Origin of the sequence: Pseudonocardia parietis (genome assembly GCF_017876315.1) — a bacterium.
GTDB classification, from domain to species: domain Bacteria; phylum Actinomycetota; class Actinomycetes; order Mycobacteriales; family Pseudonocardiaceae; genus Pseudonocardia; species Pseudonocardia parietis.
Genome location: NZ_JAGINU010000001.1, coordinates 5,568,942 through 5,591,604 on the forward strand (window position 1 = coordinate 5,568,942; position 22,663 = coordinate 5,591,604).

Below are 22,663 nucleotides of genomic sequence, written 5' to 3' on the forward strand. Positions count from 1 at the left end.
TGCATTTACGCACTCCGACCGGGCGCAGCGCCATCGTCCATCGCCTCGACGAGGTCGTCGAGGCGGCTCGTCGCCTGACAGTGAGGATGATGTAGGTGAGCCCCGCAGCGGTCGGTCTGACCCACCGCCTGACTGACTCCTGGTCCTCAACCGGATCTGTCGGCCGGTCCGCTGCGGGGCTCGCTTGCACTCACCAGACGGCGGTTGTGACCTCATAGGAGCCTGTGCCAGCAGGCACCCATCACTGTCTTGTCCGCTCGCCCCGGCTGGTGCGTGCCGCCCTGCCCGGTCGAACGAGTACAGGACGGTCATGCCCACGATGACACACCCCCACCCCGCTGACACCGCCGTCCCCGGCGAGCCCCGCCAGGTCACCGGCGGGGTCGACACCCACAAAGACACCCACACCGCCGCCGCCCTCGACCAGGCCACCGGCCAGCTACTGGGACACGCCCAGTTCCCGGCCACCGCAGCCGGCTACGCCGCGCTGGTGTCCTGGCTGCAGACCTTCGGGCTGCTGGTCCGGGTCGGGGTCGAGGGCACCGGCGTCTACGGCGCCGGCCTGGCCCGCCACCTACACACCGCCGCGATCACCGTGGTCGAGGTCGACCGCCCGGACCGCAAGACCCGCCGCTGGCAAGGCAAGTCCGACCCGGTCGACGCCGAGGCCGCCGCCCGCGCCGCCCTGGCCGGACGCGCCACCGGTGTCCCCAAGCAGCGCGACGGACGAGTCGAAGCCCTGCGGGCGCTGCGCGTGGCTCGCCGCTCCGCGGTCGCCGCCCGCGCCGAGGCCCAGACCCAGATCCGATCACTGCTGATCACTGCCCCCGACGAGCTGCGCACCCATCTCGCGCCCATGAGGCTGCGGGAGCTGCTGACCCACTGCGCCACCCGACGCCCCGACCCCGCCCACGCCGACCAGCCCGAGACCGCGACTCTGATCGCGCTGCGCAGCCTGGCCCGCCGCCACCGCGAGCTGACCACCGAGATCGACGACATCGAGTCGTTGATCGCGCCGCTGGTGACCGCGATCAACCCGAGCCTGGCTGCGATGCACGGGGTTGGTCCCGACGTCGCCGGACAGCTCCTGGTCACCGCGGGCGAGAACCCGCACCGACTGCGGTCCGAGGCCGCGTTCGCGATGCTCTGCGGGGCCGCACCACTGCCCGCGTCGTCCGGGCGCACCCACCGCCACCGACTCAACCGCGGCGGGGACCGACAAGCCAACGCCGCGCTCTACCGGATCGTGCTCTGCCGACTGCGCTGGGACCCACGCACCCGCGACTACGCCGACCGCCGCACCGCCGAAGGCATGAGCAAGAAAGAGATCATCCGCTGCCTCAAGCGCTACATCGCCCGAGACATCTACCGCGCCCTACTCACCACCCACGACCTCGAACCCGCCGCTTGACATCCATAGGAGCATCCGGCCGCTCGGTCGACCCGCTCGACCCGCGGCTGCTCGACGAGATCGGCGGAGCGACCGGACAATGATCGAGATGACGCTCGTCAGCGGGTTCCTCGGAGCGGGCAAGACCACGTGGCTCGGTCATCGCCTGCGCCATGATCGCGACGCGGCCGACCTGCTGGTGGTCAACGACTTCTCGAGTACCGGTGTCGACGACCTGACACTGAGCGACGCGAGCATCGCCGGAGGACCACCGGTCGAGTCCGTCGTCGGTGGCTGCCTGTGCTGCGAGAAGCTCGACGACTTCACCGGCCTGCTGCACGAGGCGGTCGGTCGTCGGCACCGGGACTCCGCGGGCGGGCGCGAGGTCCGTCACCTGGTCGTCGAGACGTCCGGCGTGGCCGAGCCCCGGCGGATCGTGGACGCGCTGGATGCCGACCCGGTCCTCCGCGCGAACCTCGTGCTGCGTTCGCTGGTCGTGGTCCTCGACGGAGTCGCCGGTCACCGGCTCCTCCGGCATCGGCCGGCCGTCCGATCACAGGTCGCCGTCGCTGACCGTGTCGTCCTCACCCGGACCGATCTCGCGACGGCGCAGGAAGTCGGCGACCTCGCCGGGGTGGTCCGCCGGCTCAATGCGACAGCGGAGATCATCGGCGCGGCGCACGGGTGCGAGCACGCCCTCGCCGAGGTCCGGCCCGCCGAGAGCGAGGTCTTCGACGACGCCGATGAGGTGTCGGACGTCCGCTCGTGGGCTCTGGACCTCGCCCCCGGCACCAACTGGGCCGAGTACGCACTGTGGCTCGACGCGACCTCGCGCGCCCACCCGGATCGACTGCTCCGCACCAAGGGGCTGGTGCCGACCGCCGACGGTCCGCTGCTGGTGCAGTCGCTGGGGGCCCAGGTGGCCCGCCCGACCCGCGCTCCGGACACGACGGGCACGAGCATGGTCTTCATCGTCGACCAGCTCGACCTCGACGTCCTGGAACGGTCCTTGCGCACCTTCGTCCCCTCCGCCTTCGACGACCCGGCGGGTGTCCGCTCAGCGTGACCCGTGGGGCGGAACGCAATGGTTTGCCTTCAGCTCGAGTGAGCGAGTCGACGTGGCTCGCCAGGCCCGACACTCGCACTGTTGACCAGGCGAGACGGGTCGCATAGATTCTACGCAATCGTTCGTGTTGCCTGAGTCGCAGCAGTCGACCCGCGGCTCCGCGGACGTCACGACCCTGCGAGGCAAGGAGGCCCCATGGCGAAAGAGATCAAGGTCTGCGTCGGCGCCGATATCGACGCGGTGGCCGGCTGGCTGGGTTCGTACGGGGGCGAGGACTCCCCGGCCGACATCCAGCGCGGCATGTTCGCCGGCGAGGTGGGTGTGCCCCGGCTGCTGAACCTCTACCGCAAGTACGGCCTGACGACGACGTTCTTCGCCCCGGGGCATTCGATCGAGACCTTCCCGCATCGCATCGAGCAGATCGTCGAGGCCGGGCACGAGCTGGCGGCGCACGGGTACTCGCACGAGAATCCGATCGCCATGAGCCCCCAGCAGGAGGAGGACGTCCTCAACAAGTCGATCGAGCTGATCGAGAAGTTCTCGGGCAAGAAGCCGCGTGGCTACATCGCCCCCTGGTGTGAGCTCTCCGAGGTCACGGCCGACCTGCTGATGAAGAACGGCTTCCGTTACGACCACAGCCAGGCGTTCCACGACTTCCAGCCGTTCTACGCCCGCACCGGGGACAGCTGGACGAAGATCGACCTGTCGGGCCCCGCAGCGAACTGGATGAAGCCGCTGGTCCGGGGTAAGGAGATCGACCTCGTCGAGATCAACTTCTCGTGGTACGTCGATGACCTGCCCCCGATGATGTTCATCAAGGGCAGCCCGAACAGCCACGGCTTCGTCAATCCGCGCGATGTCGAGGACCTGTGGCGGGATCAGTTCGACTGGGTCTACCGCGAGTACGACTACGCGATCTTCCCGATCACGATCCACCCCGACGTCTCGGGCCGCCCCCAGGTCCTGATGATGCTCGAGCGCTTCTTCGAGCACATCCTGCGGCACCCGGGAGTCTCGTTCGAGAGCTTCGAGACGATCGCGGAGGACTTCCGGCAGCGGTTCCCGTTCGAGCAGAACGCGAAGTACCCGTTCGGCCGAGAACTGCCCTGATCTCCGTCGCACCGTTCTCGCGGACCCGGCCGGTGTCGTGCGCCCCGGCCGGGTCCGTTCCCACCGTCCTCGGAGGAAACCAGTGAGTGACCGGCTGCCGCGCGTCCTCGTCGTCACGCTCGGGGGCACGATCGCGTCGGTGCCCGACCGGGCCGGTCATGACGCGGTCCCCCGGCTCGGCCCGGACGAACTGATCGCCTCGGTCCCGGGCGCGGAGCACGTGGCGACGCTGCGGACCGAGTCGTTCCGCCAGTTCCCGTCGGGCGACCTCTCGGTCGCCGACGTCGTCGCTCTGGCCCAGCTGATCCACCGACGCGGCCCGGACCTCGACGGTGTGGTGGTCACCCAGGGCACCGATACGTTGGAGGAGACCTCCTACCTGCTCGAGCTGCTCCTCGACCGGGACGCCCCGCCGGTCGTCCTGACCGGAGCGATGCGCAACGCCGGGCTCGCCGGTGCCGACGGGCCGGGCAATCTGCTCGCCGCCCTACGGGTCGCGGCGTCGCCCGAGGCTCGTGGGGCCGGGCCGCTGGTCGTGTTCGCCGACGAGATCCACCTGCCCCGATTCGTGCGCAAACAGCACAGCTCACGCGTCCACGGCTTCGGCTCGGTGAACGCCGGGCCCGTCGGCTGGGTCGTCGAGGAGCGGGTACGCATCCCGCTCCTCCCCCGCCGACGCGGGCCGGTCTGTTCGCCCGACTCCCTGCCGGCCGAGCTCCCCGCCGTCGGGGTCATCCGGGTCGGTCTGGGCTCCGGGCCGATCCTCCCCGAGCACGTCACCGGCTTCGCAGGGCTCGTCGTCGATGCCTTCGGCGGAGGCCACGTGCCCAGCCCGATCGTCGCCTCCCTGGCCGCCGTCGCCGAGCGCATCCCGGTCGTCATGGCCAGCCGCACCGGGGCGGGGGAGGTCTACGAGTCGACCTACGCCTTCCCCGGGTCCGAACGCGACCTGCTGGAACGCGGCCTGATCAGCGCGGTCGCCCTCGACGGGATCAAGGCGCGTCTGCAGCTGATCCTCCTGCTGGCATCCGGCGCGGACCGCGACGAGATCCGCGCTCGGTACGAGTCGGCGGTCTAGAGCTCCCGACCGACGTCCTGGCGTCGCCCGCGTGGACCGGCCGGTAAACTCCGCGGCGACGACGAACCCGAGGCTGGAGGGCCCGTGACCGTGTCCGAACCGGTCACCCTGGCCGAGATCGCCAAGCGCGCGGGCGTGCACATCTCCACCGTGTCCCGGGCACTGGCCGGCTCGAGCGGCGTGGGCCGGGGGACGGTCACCCGGATCCGGACGATCGCCGACGAGTTGGGCTATCGTCCCGACCCCGCAGCAGCCACCCTGCGAACCCGCCGCAGCGGCACGCTCGGGATCATCGTGCCCCGGCTCACCGACTACGTACTCGCCCGCATCTACGAAGGCGCCGACGAGGCCGCGCACGACCTCGGCTTCACCACTCTGGTCGCGAACTCCAACGACGATCCCGCCCTGAGGCTGGAACGTATGGAGAAGATGCTGGCACGGCGGGTGGAAGGATTCCTCGTCGGTGACGCCCGCCTGGACGGAGACGATCTGATCAGCGCGCTGCAGCGGCGCCATGTCCCGTACGTGCTGGTCAACCGGCGTCTGCGTGGCCATCCGTCGGTCACCACCGACGACGTGCGCGGCGGACGGCTCGCCGGCGAGCACCTGCTCGCCCTCGGGCACCGGAACGTCGGGGTCGTCGCCGGGCCGACCTACGTCAGTACGTGTGTCGAGCGCACGCACGGGTTCGTCGAGCGCTTCCTGACCGCCGGCGTACCGGTGCCCGACACCCGGATCGAGCCGTCGACCCCCGATGCCGAGGGCGGCCATGCGGCCGCCGACCGCCTGCTGACCCGGCATCCGGACATCACCGCACTGTTCGCCATCAACGACTTCGCCGCGATCGGTGCGATCGGCGCGGCCCGAGAACACGGCCGGACGGTCGGGCGGGACATCGCGGTCATCGGCTACAACGACATTCCGCTCGATGCGTGGCTACCGGTTCCGATGACCTCGGTCCGTTCCCCCATGCTCGAGATGGGCCAGGCCGGAGCGCGGGCACTTCACCGCATCCTCGGTGGTGAGACCGTCGAACCGGTACTGCTCGAACCGACACTCAGCGTCCGGGACTCCACTGCCGGCGTGACCACCGGGTGAGGCTTCCGCCCGATCAGACCTCGCGCACCAGAAGGTGACACCACGAGTCGGTGAGTGTCTGCAGGCAGACCTCCCGCTCGACCGCCCAGCCGACGCGCAGCCACCGCTTGGCCAGGTACTCCAGCTGGCCGAACGCCAGCACCGCGCGGATCCGGCGCGTCCCGGCGTCGAAGCGACCGGCCAGGTCGAGGCCCTCCTGGATCGACCCGGCCACATCCTCGAACCACGCGTCCAGGCCCGCCTGGATCTCGGGCTCGACCGCCGCCACCTGATAGGCAGCCACCAGCTGCGGCCGGACATCGGCCCACTGGTCGAACTTGCGGGACAGCCACGCCTCGACCAGCGCCCGTTCCCCGCGCTCGACGACGGTCGAGAGCGGCGGGTCGTCGGCACCGGTGAAGACGTCGTCGATGTCGCGGATCGCGGCCTGCATCAGCTGCGCTTTCGAGGAGAAGTGCAGGTAGAAGGTCGTCCGGGTGGTGCCGGCGTCGCCTGCGATGTCGTCGATCGTGGTCGCCGCGTAGCCCTTCGCCTGGAAGCACTCCAACGCCGTGTCGAGGAGCAGGCGCCGGGTCCGGAGCTTCTGGGTCTCACGCAGGCTCGCCACCCCGACAGCCTAACGGCACAACACAGAAGACTCTGAGCTTGCATGACGACAGTTCACTTGACAGCTTGTCGTGTGAGGTGCCAACGTGAACACCGTCGTCGCCGACGTCGTCCGAGCGGCGCGATCCCACCGACCGACGACAGTCACGACGTCCAGTCCCGAGGTGTCACATGTCCCTGGCGACGTCCGAGTCGGACCTCTTCGCCGATGAGGTCCTGCTCGACCCCTATCCGGCCTACGCCCGGCTCCGTGAGCTCGGCGGGGTCGTCCATCTGCCACAGAACGACGTCTACGCCCTGACCCGGTACGACGTCATCCGCGATGCCCTCGCCGATCCGGCGACCTTCTCGTCGCGGTCGATCGGGTTCAACCCGGCGGTCAACGAGGCCCTCACCGGGACCTCGCTCGCCTCGGACCCGCCGGATCACGCCCGGCTCCGCACGGCGCTGACCGAGAACCTCTCGCCGCGGGCCCTGCGCGGTCTGAAGCCCCGGATCCAGGCCAAGGCCGACGCCCTGGTCCAGGATCTGGTCGCGCAGGGCTCGTTCGACGCGGTCGACGCCCTCGCCCGCGCGTTCCCGCTCGAGATCGTCGCCGACCTGATCGGTTTCACCGGCCACGTCCGGGACAACATGCTCCGCTGGGGCCAGGCCGCGATGCAGGTCATCGGCCCGATGAACCAGCGGACCGCGGAGAGCTTCCCGATCGCGGGCGAGCTCTACGGCTGGTGCTCCGGAGTCACCGCCGACGACCTCGCCCCCGGCTCGGTGGGCCGCGGCATCTTCGACGCCGAGGCCCGTGGCGACATCCCCGCCGGCACCGCCGGGCACATCATCCACCAGTACCTCGGAGCCGGGGTCGACACGACGATCGCCGCGATCGGCAACGTCGTCGCCCTCTTCGCGGCGAACCCCGGCCAGTTCGACCTGGTCCGCAAGGACGCGTCGCTCGCCCCGGCCGCCTTCGCCGAGGTGCTCCGTTTCTGGGCGCCGATCCACGCGTGGGGACGACTGGTCACCCGGGACGTGGAGATCGACGGCGTCGTGCTGCCCGCCGGCGCCCAGGTCGCGATCCTGTTCGGCGCCGGCAACCGCGACCCGCGTCACTACGACGACCCGGACACGTTCCTGGTGGCGCGCAACCCGGTCGACCATCTGTCCTTCGGCTACGGCCCGCACGGCTGCGCAGGTCAGGGCCTCGCGCGACTCGAGGCCCACGCCGTCATCGAAGCGCTCGTGAACCGGGTCGGACGCCTGGTCGTCGGCGACGAGGTCCGCGTACCGAACAACATCACCCGGAGCATCGAGCAGCTCCCCGTCCTCGAGGTGGTGCCCGCATGAGGATCGACGCCGACCGGGACCGGTGCGAGGGCCACGGCCTGTGCGCCGACGTGGCCCCGGAGGTCTACGACCTCGACGACGACGCCGTCGTGGTCGTCCGGCACGAGACCGTGCCGCCCGAGCTGGAACGCAAGGCCGACGCGGGCGCCCGGGTGTGCCCGGTCGCCGCCCTACGGGTCACGTCGTGAGCGTGCTCAAGATCGTCGTCGCCCTCGACCACCCCACCCGCCCGCGCGGCTGAAACGACTGCTTACTCCGAAAGGACGTGCCGCATGACCGCCGCCACAACGTCGGTCCCCACCCCCTCCGTCCACACGGTCCTCGGACCCGTCCCCGCCGACGAGCTCGGCGTCGTCGCGGTCCACGAGGCGCTGCTCTCCGTCCTGCCCGGCGCCGAGCACGCCTTCGACATCACGATCGACCGCGCGGAGGTCTTCGAGATCCTCGCCCGGAAGCTCACCGAGTTCCGGGAGCAGGGTGGCGGCACGGTCGTCGACAGCACGGGCATGTTCGGCGGGCGTGACCTGCGGCTCTACGAGTCACTGTCCCGCACGACCGGTGTGCACATCGTCGCGTCGACGGGCATGGGGCCCGAGGAGCTGCTCGGCGGTTACTTCCTGACCCCGCAGACGAACCCGCCGACGCCGTGGCCGGCCGAGAAGTTCGCCGGGCTGTTCACCAAGGAGGTCACCGAAGGCATGGTGATCCCGCGCCTGGAGCGGCACAGGGCGGCGGGCATGGTGACCACCGCCGCCGACCGGGCCGGTATGACGCCGACCGAGGAGAGCCTGTTCCGCGGTGCCGCCCGCACCGCGCTGGCCACCGGCGTGCCGGTGTCGATCCGCTACGGCGCCGACGCCGCGGGTGACCTCGGCGTCGTCCTCGACGAGGGCCTCCCGGCCGACCGGGTCGTCGTCGGCGGGCTCGACCGCCGGGACGCCGTCGCCGCCGGGGCGCCGGCGGAGGTCGCCCGCCGCGGCGCCTACGTCGCGCTGGACCACGTCGGCTCGTCCGACGACGACCACCTCACCGACGCCGAGCGCGCCGCCCTGGTGGTCGAGCTCGTCCGGGCCGGTCACGCCGGGAAGATCCTGCTGTCGGCGGGTGCGATCGGCGTGGCGAAGGGCCTGCCGGGCAACGAGCTCCCCTACGGCTACGTCCGGTCGTCCTTCCTTCCCCTGGCCGCCGCGCAGGGCCTGAGCGAGGACGACGCCCACCGGATCCTCGTCGACAACCCGCGCGCGCTGCTGACCGTGCGCTCCGTCCCCGACCACACGAGGTGAGGCAGATGTCCAGAGTGAACACCGTCCTGGGGCCGATCCCGACCGAGGAGCTGGGATTCGTCGCCGTCCACGAGCACATCGGGTACGGCATGCCCGGATCCGAACTGGACTCGGTGTGGTGGCGCACGCCCGAGGAGCGCTACGCGGCGACCGTGCCGAAGCTGCGCCGCTTCCACGAGAACGGCGGCGGCACCTTCGTCGACGTCACCGGCATCTGCAACGGCCGCGACGTCGACCACTACAGGTCCCTGTCCGCCAAGACCGGCGTGCACATCGTCGCCTGCACCGGTTTCGTGGGCGGCGACACCGCGCTGCCGCACTTCGCCCGGGCGGGCGTGGAGTACCTGACCGAGCAGTTCGTCCACGAGATCACCGTGGGCATCGGCGACACCGGCAGCCTGGCGGGCGTCATCAAGGTCGGTGTCAGCCGCGGCGGTCGGATGACCGAACTGGACAAGCGGATCTACCGGGCCGCCGCCCGGGCCGCGCTGCGTACCGGTGTCCCGATCCTGACCCACCTGGCCATCGACGCCGAGAACGCGATCGCGATCTTCAACGAGGAGGGCCTTCCACTGCACCGGGTGCTGTTCGGGCACGTCGACGACGGCGTCAACGCGGAGAAGACCCGCGACCTGTGGATCGCCGAGCAGGGCGGCCGGGTCGGCTTCGACACCTTCGGCTACGAGACCGAGCTCCCGGACCCGCCGTTCTGGGCCCGCCCGCGCAAGGAGCGCCTCGACCACTTCCTCCGCTTCATCGACAAGCACCTGGACGCCGCGCTCGCCTCGGCCGACGCCAACTGCAGCCCGCTCGGCTGGCCCGGGGTGGAGGGCCACACCGTCAACTACCTCTTCGACGACCTCATCCCCGACCTGCGTGACGCCGGGGTCGCGGAGGCCACGATCACGACGATCTTCGTCGACAACCCCGCCGGCTTCCTGACCATCACGAAGGACTGAGGACGACCACGATGGACACCACGGACCTGAGGATCGCCGTCGTCGGCGGAGGGTACGGCGGCGCCGCCGCGGCCAAGGCCCTGAGCCTGCTCGGCGCCGACGTCACCGTCTACGAGCAGGCCCCCCGCATCAGCGAGGTCGGGGCCGGGATCGGCCTACGTCCCTCCACGATGGATCTGTTCCGCCGGATCGGTGTGTTCGACGCGATCGACGCGGTGAGCTCCCGCAGCGACTACTTCGAGATCCTCACCGGCACCTGCGAGCCGATCATGAAGGAGGCCTGGCCGGGCATCGACGAGTTCGAGATCCCGACCCGGACCAACCTGATCCACCGCGGGGACTTCATCGACGCCCTGCTGGGCGTGCTTCCCGACGGCATGGTGCACCTCGGCCGCAAGCTCGAGACCGTCGAGGACCGGGGTGCGACGTCCGTGCTCACCTTCGCCGACGGCGGCACCGTCGAGGCCGACCTCGTCGTCGGGGCCGACGGCATCAAGTCCACGGTCCGCAGGAAGCTGTTCACCGACGCCGAGCCGGTCTTCTCCGGCGAGCACGCCTACCGCGCGGTGATCCCGATCTCCGACGCGCACGGGATGGTCGTCGACGACAACCTGCGGATGTACATCGGCCGGGGCACGAAGATCTACCTGCTCCCGCTGCGCCACCGGGGCCAGGTCTCGTTCGACATCACCTTCCTGAACCCGGACGGCACCTGGGCACCGACCGTCACCCAGGACCAGCTCGTCGCGTCGGTCGAGGGCTTCGACGAGCGTCTCGTCGCCATCGCGCGCGGCCTGGACATGAACGTCGTGAACCTGCGCGCCGTCTACGACATCGACCCGGTCGAGACCTGGCACACCGACTCGGTCACGCTTCTCGGCGACGCGGCGCACTCGATGCTGCACCACCAGGGGCAAGGTGCGAACTCGGCGATCATGGACGCCGGCGCGCTCGCGGACGCCCTGGCCGCCGCGGACTCCGTGCCCGACGCGCTGGCCCGTTTCCAGGCGGTCCGCAAGCCCGTGACCGACGAGCTGCAGCGGATCTCCCGTCAGGGATGGTCCTCCGACGAGATCGACGACGTGTTCCCCGGCCAGAAGACCGCAAGGACGTGACCACATGACACTGCACCCCGAGATCGCCGAGGTCCTCGCGTCGCTGCCCGAGCCGCCGCCCGGTCCGCTCGACCCGGTGGCCATGCGTGCCGGCGAGGAGGCGCAGGTCGCGCCGCTCGACGAGCGCGTCGGGCTGCACGCGGTCGAGGACGCCACCGCGCACGCGGAGACCGGGGACGTGCCGGTGCGGGTCTACACCCCCTCACCCGACGCGTCCGGGTTGCTCGTCTACTTCCACGGCGGTGCCTTCTTCCTCGGCAGCCTCGAGACCCACGACCACGTCGCGCGGGCCCTGGCGAAGGAGACCGGGCTCGTCGTGGTGTCCGTCGGCTACCGCAGGGCTCCCGAGTCGGCGTTCCCGGCCGGCCTGCAGGACTGCTACGCCGCCGTCCGCTGGGCCGCCGAGCGATACGGGTCCGGCGGCGGGACGCTCGCGATCGCCGGCGACAGCTCCGGCGCCGGGTTCGTCGCCGCCGTCGCCGCGATGGCCCATGACGACGCCGTCACCGGTGGACACAGTGACCGGATCACCCACCAGATCATGTTCTACCCGTCGCTGGACCTGGATTTCGACATCGACCGCTACCCGTCGATGCGGGAGAACGCCGAGGGCTACGGCCTCGAGACGGCGGGGCTGGCGCCGTTCAACGCCTTCTACCTCGACAGCGGCGCCGACCCGGCGGACCCGCGGGTCTCGCCGATCAAGCGCGAGGACCTCACTGGGCTGCCGCAGGCACTGATCATCACCGCGCAGTACGACCCGATGCGCGACGAGGGCGAGCGCTACGGCGCCCGGCTGTCCGACGCCGGGGTCGAGACGACGGTGCGCCGCTACTCGTTCGCCAATCACGGGTTCGTCCAGAACTTCTCCTGGATCCCCGAGTGCTACCAGGCGTTCGTGGAGACCGCCGAGTTCCTGGCGGGCAGGCACGCCCGATGACGAAACAGCCGGGGCAGACGGTGCCGATCCATCCGCTCGTCTCGCCGTGGGGGCGGTTCGGGCTCTACAGCTTCTTCATCGACGCCCCCGAGCCGGCGATCGTCGACACCGGGGTCGCGTCCTCCCCGGCCGACGGCATGGCCTCCGAGCTGCAGAAACTCGGACGGCGTATCGAGGACGTCCGCTGGATCCTGCTGACCCACGGGCACATCGACCACATCGGCGGCGCGCACGCACTGTGGGAGATGACCGGGCGCCGGGCGAAGGTCGTCATCAGCGAGAAGGACGCGCACATGCTGCGCGCGCGGCGCGGGCACGTCGAGGAGTACCGGAACGGACGGGCGCGCTACCTCGGCGACCCGGACGGCGAGGCCACGCAGACCGCGACGGCCCGCCACGCCATCTCGGGTGAGCTGGAGCCCGACGTCCTGGTGACCGGCGGCGAGACGCTCGAGCTCGGCGGCGGCGTCACGATGTCGGTGCACAGCATCCCGGGACACACCGCCGGATCGGTCGCCTACGTCGTGGACGGCCAGGCGTCGGTGTTCGTCGGCGACGCCGTCCAGGTCTGCGGGGCGGCCAACGGCTTCCCCGGGTACGCCGACCCGACGGCGTACCGGCGGAGCCTCGAGCACCTGCGCGACGAGGTCGAGCCGCGCCACCTCTACGTCGGGCATCCGTACCGTGGCGCGGACGGCGTCCCGCTCGGCGTCGAGCTCGACCGCGACCAGGCCCGCACGGCGCTGGACGAGAGCCTCGAGATGGAGGCCCGCATCGACGCCGTCACTCGCCACGATCGTCCACAGCAGACGGATTCGGTCTACTCCCCGTTCGCCCGCGCCGCCGAGGAGCTCGGCTACGACCGCGACCCGCGACTCGAGCCGGCCCCCTTCTTCACCACGCTGCACGGCTACGCCGAGAGGAACGGACACACCCATGCCTGACCCCACAGTGCTCGACGCCGGCGGGCAGAAGATCGCCGTGCGCAAGGACCTGCGGGTCCCGATGCGCGACGGCGTCGAACTCGCCGCGGACGCCTACAGCCGGCCGTCCGACGAGCCCCGTCCGGCGCTGATCGCGATGAGCGCCTACGGCAAGGAGCTGCAGGCGCTCGCGCTGACCCTGCCGCCGCAGCGCCGCCCCAGCCCGATGTGGGACGGCTGCATCGAGGCCGGCGACATCGCCCGCGTCGTCGGTGAGGGCTACGTCCACGTCATCGGCGACATGCGCGGCACCGGATACTCCGGCGGCGAGATGATCGGCAACTACAACTTCGGCGGCGTCTCCCAGGGCCAGGACCTGTACGATCTCATCGAGTGGGTCGCCGCGCAGCCGTGGTGCGACGGCAACATCGGCATGATCGGCATCTCGTACTTCGGCTCCATGCAGGTGCTGGCCGCGGCAGAGCGCCCGCCGCACCTCAAGGCGATCTTCGTCAGCGGCGGTCACTTCGACTTCTACGAGACGACCTACCACGGCGGGATCATGTGGTTCATGCCGCGCGCCGCCCGCGAGGGACGCGGCGGCGACTCCGGCATCGCGCACACCGATGTGAAGTCACGCATGATCGAGAGGCACTCCCCCGAGGAGCTGGCCGCCCTCGTCGAGCAGCGGCTGCAGGACCCGGACGTCGTTGCCTGGCCGAATCTCGTCCACGTGCTGAAGTACCCGAAGAACCGCGAGATGTGGTTCGACATCGTGATGAACGAATTCGACGGGGAATGGTACGAGGAACGCAACCCGATCACGCTCGCCGAGAACATCGACATACCGGTCCACCTACAGATCGACCAGGGCCGCGGCTGGACCGTCGACGGCCACATCGAGCTGTTCGAGACTCTGAAGGGCCCGAAGAAGCTGGACATCGGCTCCTACCCGCCGATGCGGTCGCGGCCCTGGGTCGAGGAGCACGACCGGATGTTCCGCTGGTACGAGTACTGGCTCAAAGGCATCGACAACGGGATCATGGACGAACCCGCCGTGCAGGTCTTCGTGGAGGGTTCGCGCGAGGCCGTCACCGCCGCGCAGTGGCCGCCGCGCGAGATCGAGTACCGGTCGCTCTACCTGCGCCCGCGGCACAAGATCTCCGCCGAGCCCGAGCTGATGGGCCCCGAGCACGCCGCACCCGACGGGTTCTTCCAGGCCCCGCTGACGGTGACCGACACGGTGCAGATCCTCAGCTGGAGCACCGCACCGTTCGACGAGGCCACCGAGCTGATCGGCACCGGCGCCGCGCACCTGTTCGCCGAGATCGACCAGCCGGACACCAACTTCATCATGCGGCTCTGGGACGCCGCCCCGGACGGAAGCCGGCAGCTGATCACCACCGGCTTCCTCAAGGCGTCGCACCGCGAGCTGGACGCGCGGACCACCGAGGGCAACCCGTACCACCCGCACACCCGTGCCGTCCCGGTCGAGCCGGGCCGGGTCGAGGAGTACGTGCTGCGCCTCTATCCCTTCGCGAGCACCTTCCTCCCGGGACATCGCCTGGTGGCGGAGCTGTCCAACAATGAGCCGCTCGCCGACGCGCACAACGCGCTGCTGCCCCCGGACGCCTTCCACCTGCCCGTCGGCCGGCCCGTCACCCACAAGATCTACCGCGACGCCCTGCACCACTCCCGGCTCGTGCTGCCGTTCACCACCGGTCGGGCAACGGCGACGTAGCGGGCGGGACGTTCGGGTCGGTCAGCGGTCGAGGACCGGGAGCACCAGTCGGCTCGGTCGCGTTCCGCCGTGGTGGACGGTGGTGTCGGCGACGACCATGTCCTCCAGCGCCTCGGAGGAGATGACGCCGCCGGTGTTGGAGTTGCGGTCGTAGTGCGGGAAGTTGCTGCCCGACACGTCCAACCGGATGCGGTGCCCGGGCAGGAACACGTTCGAGGTGACCGACATGGGCACGGTGACCTCGTAGACCTCCCCCGGGGTCATCATCTCCGGCTCGGACAGGCTGTTGCGATAGCGCAGCCGCAGGATGCCGTCGCACAGGTTGATCGCCCGACCGTCAGGGAACACGTCGACGAGCTTGGCGGTGATGTCGGTGTCCACCGTGGATGACGAAACGAACACCTTCAGCTCCACGAACCCGGTGACCTCCACCGGCTCGGTCAGCACCGGGCCGGTGTAGCAGAGCACGTCGGGGCGGCCGTCGACCACACGCTGGTCGACCGGGCCGACGAGACCGGGCAGGGCCGGCAGCAGCGCACCGCCTGCGGTGGGCAGTGGGTCACGCGGGTCGTAACGGAATCCGTCACCGGCTTCAGTGACGGGGACGTCCCGCTGCAGGGTCCCGTCGCCGTCGCGGGTAGTGGCCGCCCCGCCGCCGGCCAGGTGGAAATCGGTGTACTGCGTGTCGGGCAACGGCCAGTCGGCCTCCTCGCGCCACTGGTCGACGCCCATCACGAAGATCCGCACCCGCGGGGCGGGGGTCGCCGGCGGCAGGTCCCTGAGGTGCTGGTCGAAGAACTCGACGTGCGAGGGACCCAGATCCTCAGCAGCCAGCACCCCGAAGAATCGGTCGGGGTACTGACCGGTGAGGTTGATGTGGTCCCACGGTCCGATCACCAGCCGGGACTGCTCCCGGGCCTCCTCCGAGCCCCCGTGGGTGCGGAGACGGACGAAGTCGGCGACCTGCTCGTGCACCTTCAGGTCGTACCAGCCGCCGATCTCCAGCACCGGTACGGTGACCTCGCTGATCCGCGCCGACCAGTCCTGGGCCTTCCAGTACTCGTCGAAGTCGGGGTGGGCCAGCCAGCCGTCGAACCAGCGGCCCTTCCCGAGCAGCTCCAGGTCGGCGACGGGCGTGGCGTCGTTGAGGGCCAGCGGGTCCAGCAACGTCCCGCCGAGCCGCACCAACGCCGAGGGGTCGGACGTCTCACCGCGCTGCAGGGCCCGCTGCTCCTCGGCGGCGTACATCATGGCGTTCCAGTACGTGACCAGGCTCAGGCACAGGGCACCGCCCTGGGAGTACCAGAGGCCGGAGTACCAGTTCGCCGATGTCTCGGTGGGCGCGATCGCCTTGAGGCCGCGGGAGTCGCCGAGGGCCAGGGCCCACTGCGTCATGCCCAGGTAGGACGCGCCGTAGGCGCCGACGGTGCCGTCGTACCAGTCCTGCTCGGCGATCCACGCCATGGTGTCCTCGCCGTCGGCGATCTCGTTGACCTTGGGTTCGAAGACGCCGTCGGACTCGTATGCCCCGCGGACGTCCTGCCAGACCATGGCGTAGCCGGCATTGAGGAAGGACAGCAGTGGGGGGATCGAGTTGGTGGGCCCTCCGGCGAACGGGCTGGCTTCCTTGTTGTACGGGTGACGCACGAGCAGGGTGGGTGCCTGCCCCTCCAGCGGCCGCCACACGTTGGCCCGCAGGGTCACCCCGTCGCGGGTGGTCATCGGGACGTTGCGCTCGTAGACGTGCTTCATCAGGTCTCTCCTCGTCGAGATCACCGCGGGTGCAACGGCCGACGGTGTGCCGGGACCGCTGTCGTGCAAGGTGGAGCTAGGACGGTGCAGGGGTCCGCTGGTCCGGACACGTGGAGATCAGCGGATGGAGGAGCCGATGGAGATGCCGCCGTCGACGTCCAGGACGACGCCGGTGATGTAGCCGGCGGCCTCCGACGCCAGGAACGCGGCGGCCTCGGCGATGTCGGTGGGCCGGCCGGTGTGCCGCATGGGGACCTTGGCGGTGAGCTTGTCCCGGGCCGGGCCGTTCATCGAGGCCAGCATCGGGGTCTCGATGAGGCCGGGGGCGATGACGTTGGCGGTGATGCCGTACCGCGCGCCCTCCAGGGCCAGGGTGCGGGTGAGCCCCACGATCCCGGCCTTGGCGGCGACGTAGTTGGACTGCCCGAAGTTCCCCCGCCAGGACATGGAGGAGAAGCTGACGATCCGGCCGTAGCCGCGCTCCTTCATGCCGGGGAAGACGGCGCGGGCGCAGTAGAAGGAGCCGCCGAGACTGACGTCGAGGACCGCGCGCCAGTCCTCGTCGGTGATGTCCTCGATGCGGTTGTCCCGGATGATGCCGGCGTTGTTGATCAGCACGTCGATGCCGCCGGTGTCGGTCCGGACGGCGGCGACCCAGTCGTCGATCTCGGCGGAGGCAGTCACGTCGACGACGTCGGTGCGGACCACGGCATCGCTCTGCTCCCGGATGCCGTCCCCGGCTGCGGTGAGGGCCTGCTCGGAGACGTCGGCCAGGACCAGGTTCGCGCCCTCGGCGGCGAACCGTCGGGCCATGGCCAGGCCCAGGCCCTGGGCGGCGCCGGTGACGGCGACGACCCGGCCTTCGTAGCGAGCCATCAGGTGGTGCCTCCAGGGGTGCGAGGGGTCAGGAACGCCTCCAGGGCGGCGGCGACCGGTCGGGTGGTCCAGTTCTCGGCGAAGGCGTCGAGCTCGGCCCGCAGCGCAGGCTCGGGTTCGGTGCCGGCGATGCGGTGGAGCAGGCCCTTGAGGGCGGACTGGGCGGGGCCGGCGGCGTCGGCGAGCTGCCGGCACACCTGCATCGCGGTGTCCTCCAGCTCGGCCTCGGGGACGACGCGGTCGAGCCAGCCGCCGGCCGCGAAGGCGGGAGCCGGGAGCAGCTCCCCGGTCAGCAGCAGCCTGCGGGCCAGGCCGTGGCCGACGGCGGCGGGCAGCCGCACGCTGGACCCACCGGCGGGCAGCAGGCCGTGGCGCAGGTGCCCGTCGCCGATGAGCGTGGTGTCGGCGGCGACGACCAGGTCGCAGGCCAGTGCGAGCTCCAGTCCGCCGGCGACGGCGTGCCCGTGCAGGACGGCGACCCACGGGGTGGTGGCGGCGGCGATGCGGGTGAAGCACGCCGACACGTCCTCCAGGAACCGGACCGGGTGGGTGCCCTCGCGGTCCAGGGCGAGGAACTGGTGGAAGTCCCCGCCGGCGCAGAAGCTCGGTCCGGCACCGGCGACCGCCACGACGGCGGTGCCGGGGTCGGCGTCGGCAGCGGTGATCTGCTCGTCGAGGGCGGCGACGAGCGCGATGTCCAGGGCGTTGCGCCGGTCGGGCCGGTTGAGGGTCAGCCACCGCACGTCGCCACGCTGCTCGACCAGCACCGGGGGTCCGGTCACGAGGCGCTGCCCGGGCGGTTGCGCAGCAGGTAGCGCTGGATCTTCCCGCTGGGGGTCTTGGGCAGCGCGTCGCGGAAGTGCACGGTGCGCGGGTAGGCGTGCGCGGCGTAGCGGGTCTTGACCAGCTGCTGCAGCTCGACGGCGAGCTCGGGGGTGCCGGTAGTGCCCTCGCGGAGCACCACGTGGGCCTCGATGACCTCCCCGCGGACCTCGTCGGGGGCGGCGACGACGCTGCACTCGGCGACGGCGGGGTGCTGCGCCAGCACGGACTCGATCTCGAAGGGGCCGATCCGGTACCCGGCCATGATGATCACGTCGTCGTCCCGGGAGGAGAAGAAGAAGTCCCCGTCGGCGTCGACCCGGCTGGAGTCCCCGGTGAGGTACCAGCGCCGGTCGGCGCTGAACTTCGAGTCCGCCTGTCCCGGCGTCCGGTACCCGGTGAACGTCATGGCCGGGCTGGCCGGGACGTCGACCGCGACCCGTCCCAGCACGCCGGGTCCGGCGGGCACGTCGGCGTCCTCGGCCAGCACGGTGAGCTCCCAGCCCGGGATCGCCCGGCCCATCGAGCCGGGCTTGAGCGGGCGGGCGAGGTCGGGGTGGTGGCAGTTGGACAGCACCATGCCGACCTCGGTCTGCCCGAAGTGGTCGTGCACCTGCAGCCCCAGGGCGCCCGACGCCCACTCGTTGACCTCGGGGGTCAACGGCTCCCCCGCGCTGGACAACCGCTGCAGCGCCAGCTCCGGCGGCACCGGGACCGAGGAGGAGCGCAGACCGCGGTACACCGTCGGGGCGGCGGTGAAGTCGGTGACCCGGTGGTCGGCCAGCACCCGCCAGGTGCCCGCCACCGAGAACCCGCCCGGCACCAGCACCGTCGAGAGCCCCGCGGACAGCGGTGCGGCGATCGCCGCGTAGAGGCCGTAGGCCCAGCCGGGATCCGCGGCACACCAGTAGGTGCTCTCGCGTGGGACACCGAGCGCGAACTCCAGGTATCCCTGCCAGCCGGCCAGGTAGGCGACCGGGTGCACGACGCCCTTGGGCTTGCCCGTCGTCCCCGAGGTGAACATGTGCACCAGCGGTCCGTCACCGCCCACTGCCACCCGGGGCAGCGGTTCCGCCGAGGCGACCGCGACGACGTCGGCCAGCAGCAGGTCCCCGTCGTGCTCGGGTGCCTGTGTCCCGGTGACCAGGACGCGACGGTCCGGGTCCTCGGCCAGGTCGGGGCCGGGCACGAGCTCGGCCCGCTGTCCGGGGTCGACGACGACGAGCCGGCACCCGGAGCCCTCCAGGCGCATCGCGATCGCCTGCGGGGCGAAGGCGGTGAACAGCGGGACGTACACCGCGCCCAGCCGCCAGACCGCCACGATCAGCACGACGAGGTCGGTGCTCTTGTCCATCAGCGTCGCCACGCGGTCACCGCGGCCGACCCCGAGGCCGGCCAGGGCCCGGGCACAGCGGGTGGAGCGCTCGGCCAGCTCACCGTAGGTGAGTACCTCGGCGGTGCCCGTGGGGTCGGCGACGGTGACCGCGACCGCGTCGGCGGGGTGGTCGTCGCAGAGCAGCGCGGCGACGTCGGCGGCCGGGTCGGTGAACCGGTCCCGGAGCTCGAGCACGCGCGCCTCGACGGCGGTGCCGGTGACAGGCGACGGGGAAGACGGCACGGGGAGCTCCTCGGTGGACGTTCGGTCGACGGCGACGCGAGTCATGGTGGGTACGATACGCAGAACTCCAGTACCCAAGTCAATACCCGACGTGGGAGGCTGCGCGGCATGCCGGTCCAGCTGCCCTCGTTACGGTGGGCCGGTGATGCAGCGATGAGCGACGAGCCCACGCAGACGGCCGGCGTGGCCCGGGTGCGCTCGTCCGTGGCGGTACCGGGGAGCTCGGTGCGCCGCCGGCGGGTCGACCAGGAACGCCGCCTGGAGCTGCTGACCGCCTTGGAGGAACTGCTGCTGCGCGAGGGGTTCACCGCCCTCACCGTCGACGACATGGCCAGGCGGCTGCACTGCTCGAAGGCGACGCTCTACAGCGTCGCCGGCAGCAAGGAGCAGCTGGTCATCGCCCTGACCAAGCACTTCTTCCGGAAGGCGACCGCGGAGATCGAGCAGGCCGTCGCCGCCGTCGAGGACCCTCGGCGCCGGATTCCCACGTACCTCGCCGGCGTGGGGACGGCGATGAGCCGCTGCTCACCGGTCTTCTACGCCGACATGGTCGGCTACGCCCCCACCGCCGCCGTGTACGCCGCCAACTCCGACGCCGCGGCCCGCCGGGTCCGCGAGCTCATCGACTCCGGCGTGCGGGCCGGGACGCTGCGGGCGGTGGACGGCACCTTTGCCGGCCAGCTCGTCGCACTGGCCATCGAGGGCATCCAGTCCGGCGCCCTGCTCAGCCCGACCGGGCTCAGCGCAGGCCAGGCCTACACGGAGATGGCCGACCTGCTGCTGCACGGCCTCACCGCGACCCCGGGCGCCTCGAGCGACTGAACGGCCCGTCCGACCATCCCACCGGCCCGCGCCGCTGCTCGGTTCATGTGGTGTGGTCGTGCCGGTCGGAGCCGTGGACGAGCACGCAGCAGCGCCCGGGGCGGGGATGCAGGGCAGCGCGCTGGGGCGCCTGCCCCGCTGCCTCGAGCAGCCCGGCGATCAGCTCCAGGTTCAGCCCGCACACGAGCTCGGTGTGTTCACGGGCGAGCCGATGGAACGGGCAGTTGCGCAGCTCGATACCCCCGTCAGGGTCCGTGGCCGGCTCGTATCCGTGCGCACGCAGGGCATCCATCAGATCGGTAGTGCCCGCCGCCTGCCCGGCCGCACGCGCGGCCGCGTCGACCGCAGCACGCACGGTGCCCGTGGTGTCGGCGGCGACCGCCGTGGTCACGAGCGTCGCCAGCAGCGCATAGTTGCGGGGCGGAATGGTGACTGCCATCTCCTGCTGCGTACGCGTGTAACGCTTGGCCGGCCGTCCCGCTCCAGGACCGCCGCGGCCGGGCGGCCGCGCATAGTCGACGGTCAGCAGCCCGGCCTCGGCCAGCTTGTCCAGGTGGTACGCGGCCAGGCTGCGACCGATGCCGGTCGCAGCTGCGGCGTCGTCGCGGGTGATCGCCTCGTCGCGAGCAGCCACGCAGTCGTACAGCCGGCGCCGCACGGGATCGCCCAGGCTGCTCAGTCCCGCCACGGAGTCGCGATCAACATCGTCGCCGATATCCACCGCCGCACTCTAACACCAAAATTTCTTGACAAAGATGGTAGCGAGGGCAACTCTTGAACCAAGATGACTTGGCGCTAGAAGGAGGATGCGATGACCCACTCGACTCTCGGATCGCACGGACCGGCCGAACTCTGGCAACGAGCTCGGAGGGACCCGGCCTACGGTGCGTTCGTGCTCCTGCGCATCGGCTACGTCGTACTGCCCGTGTGGATGGGCATCGACAAGTTCATCAACTCGATGACCGACTGGCCGGGCTATCTGGCCCCGTGGGTCGTGGCGTTGCTGCCGTTCTCGGCCCAGACCGCGATGTATGTCGTGGGGGCTGTCGAGATCGCCGCTGGAGTGGCGGTCGCGCTCGCCCCCCGCTACGCCGCCTATGTCGTCACGCTCTGGCTGGCCGGCATCATCATCAACTTGCTGACCTACTCCGGGTTCTACGACGTCGCCCTGCGCGATTTCGGCCTCTTGGTCGGCGCCCTGGCCCTGGCGTGGCTGGCAGCCGCCTACGGCCGAGGACGGTCCAGCTCGTCGGCCGGGGTGGACGGCGACAACGCGCTCACCTGATTGTGGCCGTGCTCGTCTCGCCCGCGGTCTCTGACGGTGCGAGGCGATGAACCGTGATGGCCTTCGGTCCGGGTGGGCGCACCAGGAACCCCACCCGGCCTGCAGTGGGTACGTTCTGGTCCCGCGACGTGGACTCCGGCGTAGAACAGCAGATCGCCGTCTGCGGACGAGATTCGCGGGACTCGGCGCTGTGCCGCAGCATGAGCAATGCGGAGAATCCGTCGAATCGCGACACTGTGCACTCGTGGAGTCGCCACTGCCCGATCGCCGACAGGATCACCGACCGCATGCGCTGCCGGTACAGGTCCGCGGTCGTCACAACGCGGGCGCCATCGGCGACCTGCGCGCCGAGCTTCACCAGCCACAACTCGGCCGCACGCTCAAACGTATGCTCCGGCCGCAGCGGCGCGACAGCGACACCGCGAGTCCGAGCGCATCTCATCTTGGACCGCCCGTGACGCCGCCGCCTTCGTCGAGCCGGCACGCTCGATCCAGCGGGTGACGCCGTCGAAGTCCCGAAATCTGCAGCGCGCGACGTCGCTTCCACCCCACGGATAGCTTCCGGGCACCGTGCTGACCGGTGGCGCTCCGGCGGTGCTCAGCGAGCTGGTCGTGGCGGCAGGCATCGCGACCCGCGCCCTCGTCGAGGTCCCGACAGACGGCGTCGACCTGATCCTCCGTCCGGTCTGGCCTGCGACGGTGCGGCGGTGCGGGCCTGCGGCGAGCCTGCTCGGGCGCACTGAGATCATAGGTCCGCGGTGCGTCGCTTGCTGTCGATGGCGTCGGCGATGTCGAGGGTCGACGACATCGAGACAGGACTTCCCCCGAGACCGGCACG

At 70.9% G+C, this 22,663-nt stretch carries 22 protein-coding genes; 15 read left to right on the forward strand and 7 right to left on the reverse strand.

Annotated elements, in window-relative coordinates; translation table 11 throughout:
- Positions 1–319: 319 nt before the first annotated feature.
- The 5 genes from JOF36_RS26085 to JOF36_RS26105 all read left to right on the forward strand — a co-directional run bounded on the left by JOF36_RS26085 (position 320) and on the right by JOF36_RS26105 (position 5,742).
- Positions 320–1,411: an IS110 family RNA-guided transposase gene (locus tag JOF36_RS26085; protein ID WP_210035210.1), complete on the forward strand. Its 1,092-nt coding sequence runs from the start codon at positions 320–322 to the stop codon at positions 1,409–1,411.
- Positions 1,412–1,499: 88 nt separating this feature from the next.
- Positions 1,500–2,456 (forward strand): CobW family GTP-binding protein, encoded by a 957-nt coding sequence (locus JOF36_RS26090; RefSeq protein ID WP_210031802.1) that lies wholly within the window; start codon positions 1,500–1,502, stop codon positions 2,454–2,456.
- Positions 2,457–2,651: 195 nt separating this feature from the next.
- The gene (locus JOF36_RS26095) at positions 2,652–3,566 is read left to right on the forward strand and encodes a polysaccharide deacetylase family protein (protein ID WP_210031804.1); all 915 of its coding nucleotides are present in this window, start codon (positions 2,652–2,654) and stop codon (positions 3,564–3,566) included.
- A gap of 82 nt (positions 3,567–3,648) precedes the next feature.
- Positions 3,649–4,644 carry an asparaginase gene (locus tag JOF36_RS26100; RefSeq protein WP_307862603.1) on the forward strand — a complete coding sequence of 332 codons (996 nt, stop codon included), beginning with the start codon at positions 3,649–3,651 and terminating at the stop codon, positions 4,642–4,644.
- A gap of 84 nt (positions 4,645–4,728) precedes the next feature.
- Positions 4,729–5,742: a LacI family DNA-binding transcriptional regulator gene (locus JOF36_RS26105; protein WP_210031806.1), complete on the forward strand. Its 1,014-nt coding sequence runs from the start codon at positions 4,729–4,731 to the stop codon at positions 5,740–5,742.
- A gap of 13 nt (positions 5,743–5,755) precedes the next feature.
- On the opposite strand, the gene JOF36_RS26110 is transcribed toward JOF36_RS26105, so the two are convergent.
- Positions 5,756–6,349 carry a TetR/AcrR family transcriptional regulator gene (locus tag JOF36_RS26110; RefSeq protein ID WP_210031808.1) on the reverse strand — a complete coding sequence of 198 codons (594 nt, stop codon included), beginning with the start codon at positions 6,347–6,349 and terminating at the stop codon, positions 5,756–5,758.
- 170 nt (positions 6,350–6,519) lie between these two features.
- Here JOF36_RS26110 and JOF36_RS26115 point away from each other — a divergent pair, with 170 nt between their 5' ends.
- From JOF36_RS26115 to JOF36_RS26150, 8 genes are all read left to right on the forward strand, one after another.
- Positions 6,520–7,689 carry a cytochrome P450 gene (locus JOF36_RS26115; RefSeq protein WP_210031817.1) on the forward strand — a complete coding sequence of 390 codons (1,170 nt, stop codon included), beginning with the start codon at positions 6,520–6,522 and terminating at the stop codon, positions 7,687–7,689.
- Positions 7,686–7,877: a ferredoxin gene (locus JOF36_RS26120; protein ID WP_210031818.1), complete on the forward strand. Its 192-nt coding sequence runs from the start codon at positions 7,686–7,688 to the stop codon at positions 7,875–7,877. Before JOF36_RS26115 ends, JOF36_RS26120 begins: the two co-directional genes overlap by 4 nt.
- A gap of 84 nt (positions 7,878–7,961) precedes the next feature.
- Positions 7,962–8,972, forward strand: a complete 1,011-nt coding sequence (locus tag JOF36_RS26125) for a phosphotriesterase family protein (protein WP_210031820.1) — start codon at positions 7,962–7,964, stop codon at positions 8,970–8,972.
- 5 nt (positions 8,973–8,977) lie between these two features.
- The gene (locus tag JOF36_RS26130) at positions 8,978–9,931 is read left to right on the forward strand and encodes a phosphotriesterase family protein (protein WP_210031822.1); all 954 of its coding nucleotides are present in this window, start codon (positions 8,978–8,980) and stop codon (positions 9,929–9,931) included.
- A gap of 11 nt (positions 9,932–9,942) precedes the next feature.
- Positions 9,943–11,046, forward strand: a complete 1,104-nt coding sequence (locus tag JOF36_RS26135; RefSeq protein ID WP_245350980.1) for an FAD-dependent oxidoreductase — start codon at positions 9,943–9,945, stop codon at positions 11,044–11,046.
- A gap of 4 nt (positions 11,047–11,050) precedes the next feature.
- Positions 11,051–11,986, forward strand: coding sequence for an alpha/beta hydrolase (locus JOF36_RS26140; RefSeq protein WP_210031824.1), 936 nt, complete (start codon positions 11,051–11,053; stop codon positions 11,984–11,986).
- Positions 11,983–12,930 carry an MBL fold metallo-hydrolase gene (locus JOF36_RS26145; RefSeq protein WP_210031826.1) on the forward strand — a complete coding sequence of 316 codons (948 nt, stop codon included), beginning with the start codon at positions 11,983–11,985 and terminating at the stop codon, positions 12,928–12,930. The genes JOF36_RS26140 and JOF36_RS26145 overlap by 4 nt, the downstream gene beginning before the upstream one ends.
- Positions 12,923–14,650, forward strand: coding sequence for a CocE/NonD family hydrolase (locus JOF36_RS26150; RefSeq protein ID WP_210031828.1), 1,728 nt, complete (start codon positions 12,923–12,925; stop codon positions 14,648–14,650). Before JOF36_RS26145 ends, JOF36_RS26150 begins: the two co-directional genes overlap by 8 nt.
- Positions 14,651–14,671: 21 nt before the next feature.
- On the opposite strand, the gene JOF36_RS26155 is transcribed toward JOF36_RS26150, so the two are convergent.
- The 4 genes from JOF36_RS26155 to JOF36_RS26170 all read right to left on the reverse strand — a co-directional run bounded on the left by JOF36_RS26155 (position 14,672) and on the right by JOF36_RS26170 (position 19,763).
- On the reverse strand, positions 14,672–16,402 hold the full coding sequence (locus tag JOF36_RS26155; protein WP_210031829.1) for a CocE/NonD family hydrolase: 1,731 nt from the start codon (positions 16,400–16,402) through the stop codon (positions 14,672–14,674).
- 117 nt (positions 16,403–16,519) lie between these two features.
- The gene (locus JOF36_RS26160; protein ID WP_210031831.1) at positions 16,520–17,278 is read right to left on the reverse strand and encodes an SDR family NAD(P)-dependent oxidoreductase; all 759 of its coding nucleotides are present in this window, start codon (positions 17,276–17,278) and stop codon (positions 16,520–16,522) included.
- Entirely contained in the window at positions 17,278–18,060 is a 783-nt protein-coding gene (locus tag JOF36_RS26165; protein ID WP_210031833.1) for an enoyl-CoA hydratase/isomerase family protein, read from the reverse strand. The genes JOF36_RS26160 and JOF36_RS26165 overlap by 1 nt, the downstream gene beginning before the upstream one ends.
- A complete protein-coding gene (locus JOF36_RS26170) occupies positions 18,057–19,763 on the reverse strand; it encodes an AMP-binding protein (RefSeq protein WP_210031836.1) in 1,707 nt (568 codons plus the stop codon). The genes JOF36_RS26165 and JOF36_RS26170 overlap by 4 nt, the downstream gene beginning before the upstream one ends.
- A 108-nt stretch (positions 19,764–19,871) precedes the next feature.
- Between JOF36_RS26170 and JOF36_RS26175 the strand changes: the two genes are divergently transcribed.
- Complete coding sequence (locus JOF36_RS26175) at positions 19,872–20,540, forward strand: TetR/AcrR family transcriptional regulator (RefSeq protein ID WP_210031837.1); 669 nt, start codon at positions 19,872–19,874, stop codon at positions 20,538–20,540.
- Between the two features lie 43 nt (positions 20,541–20,583).
- Here JOF36_RS26175 and JOF36_RS26180 read toward each other — a convergent pair whose 3' ends face one another.
- Positions 20,584–21,261, reverse strand: a complete 678-nt coding sequence (locus JOF36_RS26180) for a helix-turn-helix transcriptional regulator (RefSeq protein WP_307862604.1) — start codon at positions 21,259–21,261, stop codon at positions 20,584–20,586.
- 90 nt (positions 21,262–21,351) lie between these two features.
- On the opposite strand from JOF36_RS26180, the gene JOF36_RS26185 reads away from it, so the two are divergent.
- On the forward strand, positions 21,352–21,825 hold the full coding sequence (locus tag JOF36_RS26185; protein WP_210031839.1) for a hypothetical protein: 474 nt from the start codon (positions 21,352–21,354) through the stop codon (positions 21,823–21,825).
- Here JOF36_RS26185 and JOF36_RS26190 read toward each other — a convergent pair.
- Positions 21,818–22,183 carry a hypothetical protein gene (locus JOF36_RS26190; protein WP_210031841.1) on the reverse strand — a complete coding sequence of 122 codons (366 nt, stop codon included), beginning with the start codon at positions 22,181–22,183 and terminating at the stop codon, positions 21,818–21,820. The two genes, JOF36_RS26185 and JOF36_RS26190, sit on opposite strands and share 8 nt — an antisense overlap.
- Positions 22,184–22,663 lie beyond the last annotated feature (480 nt).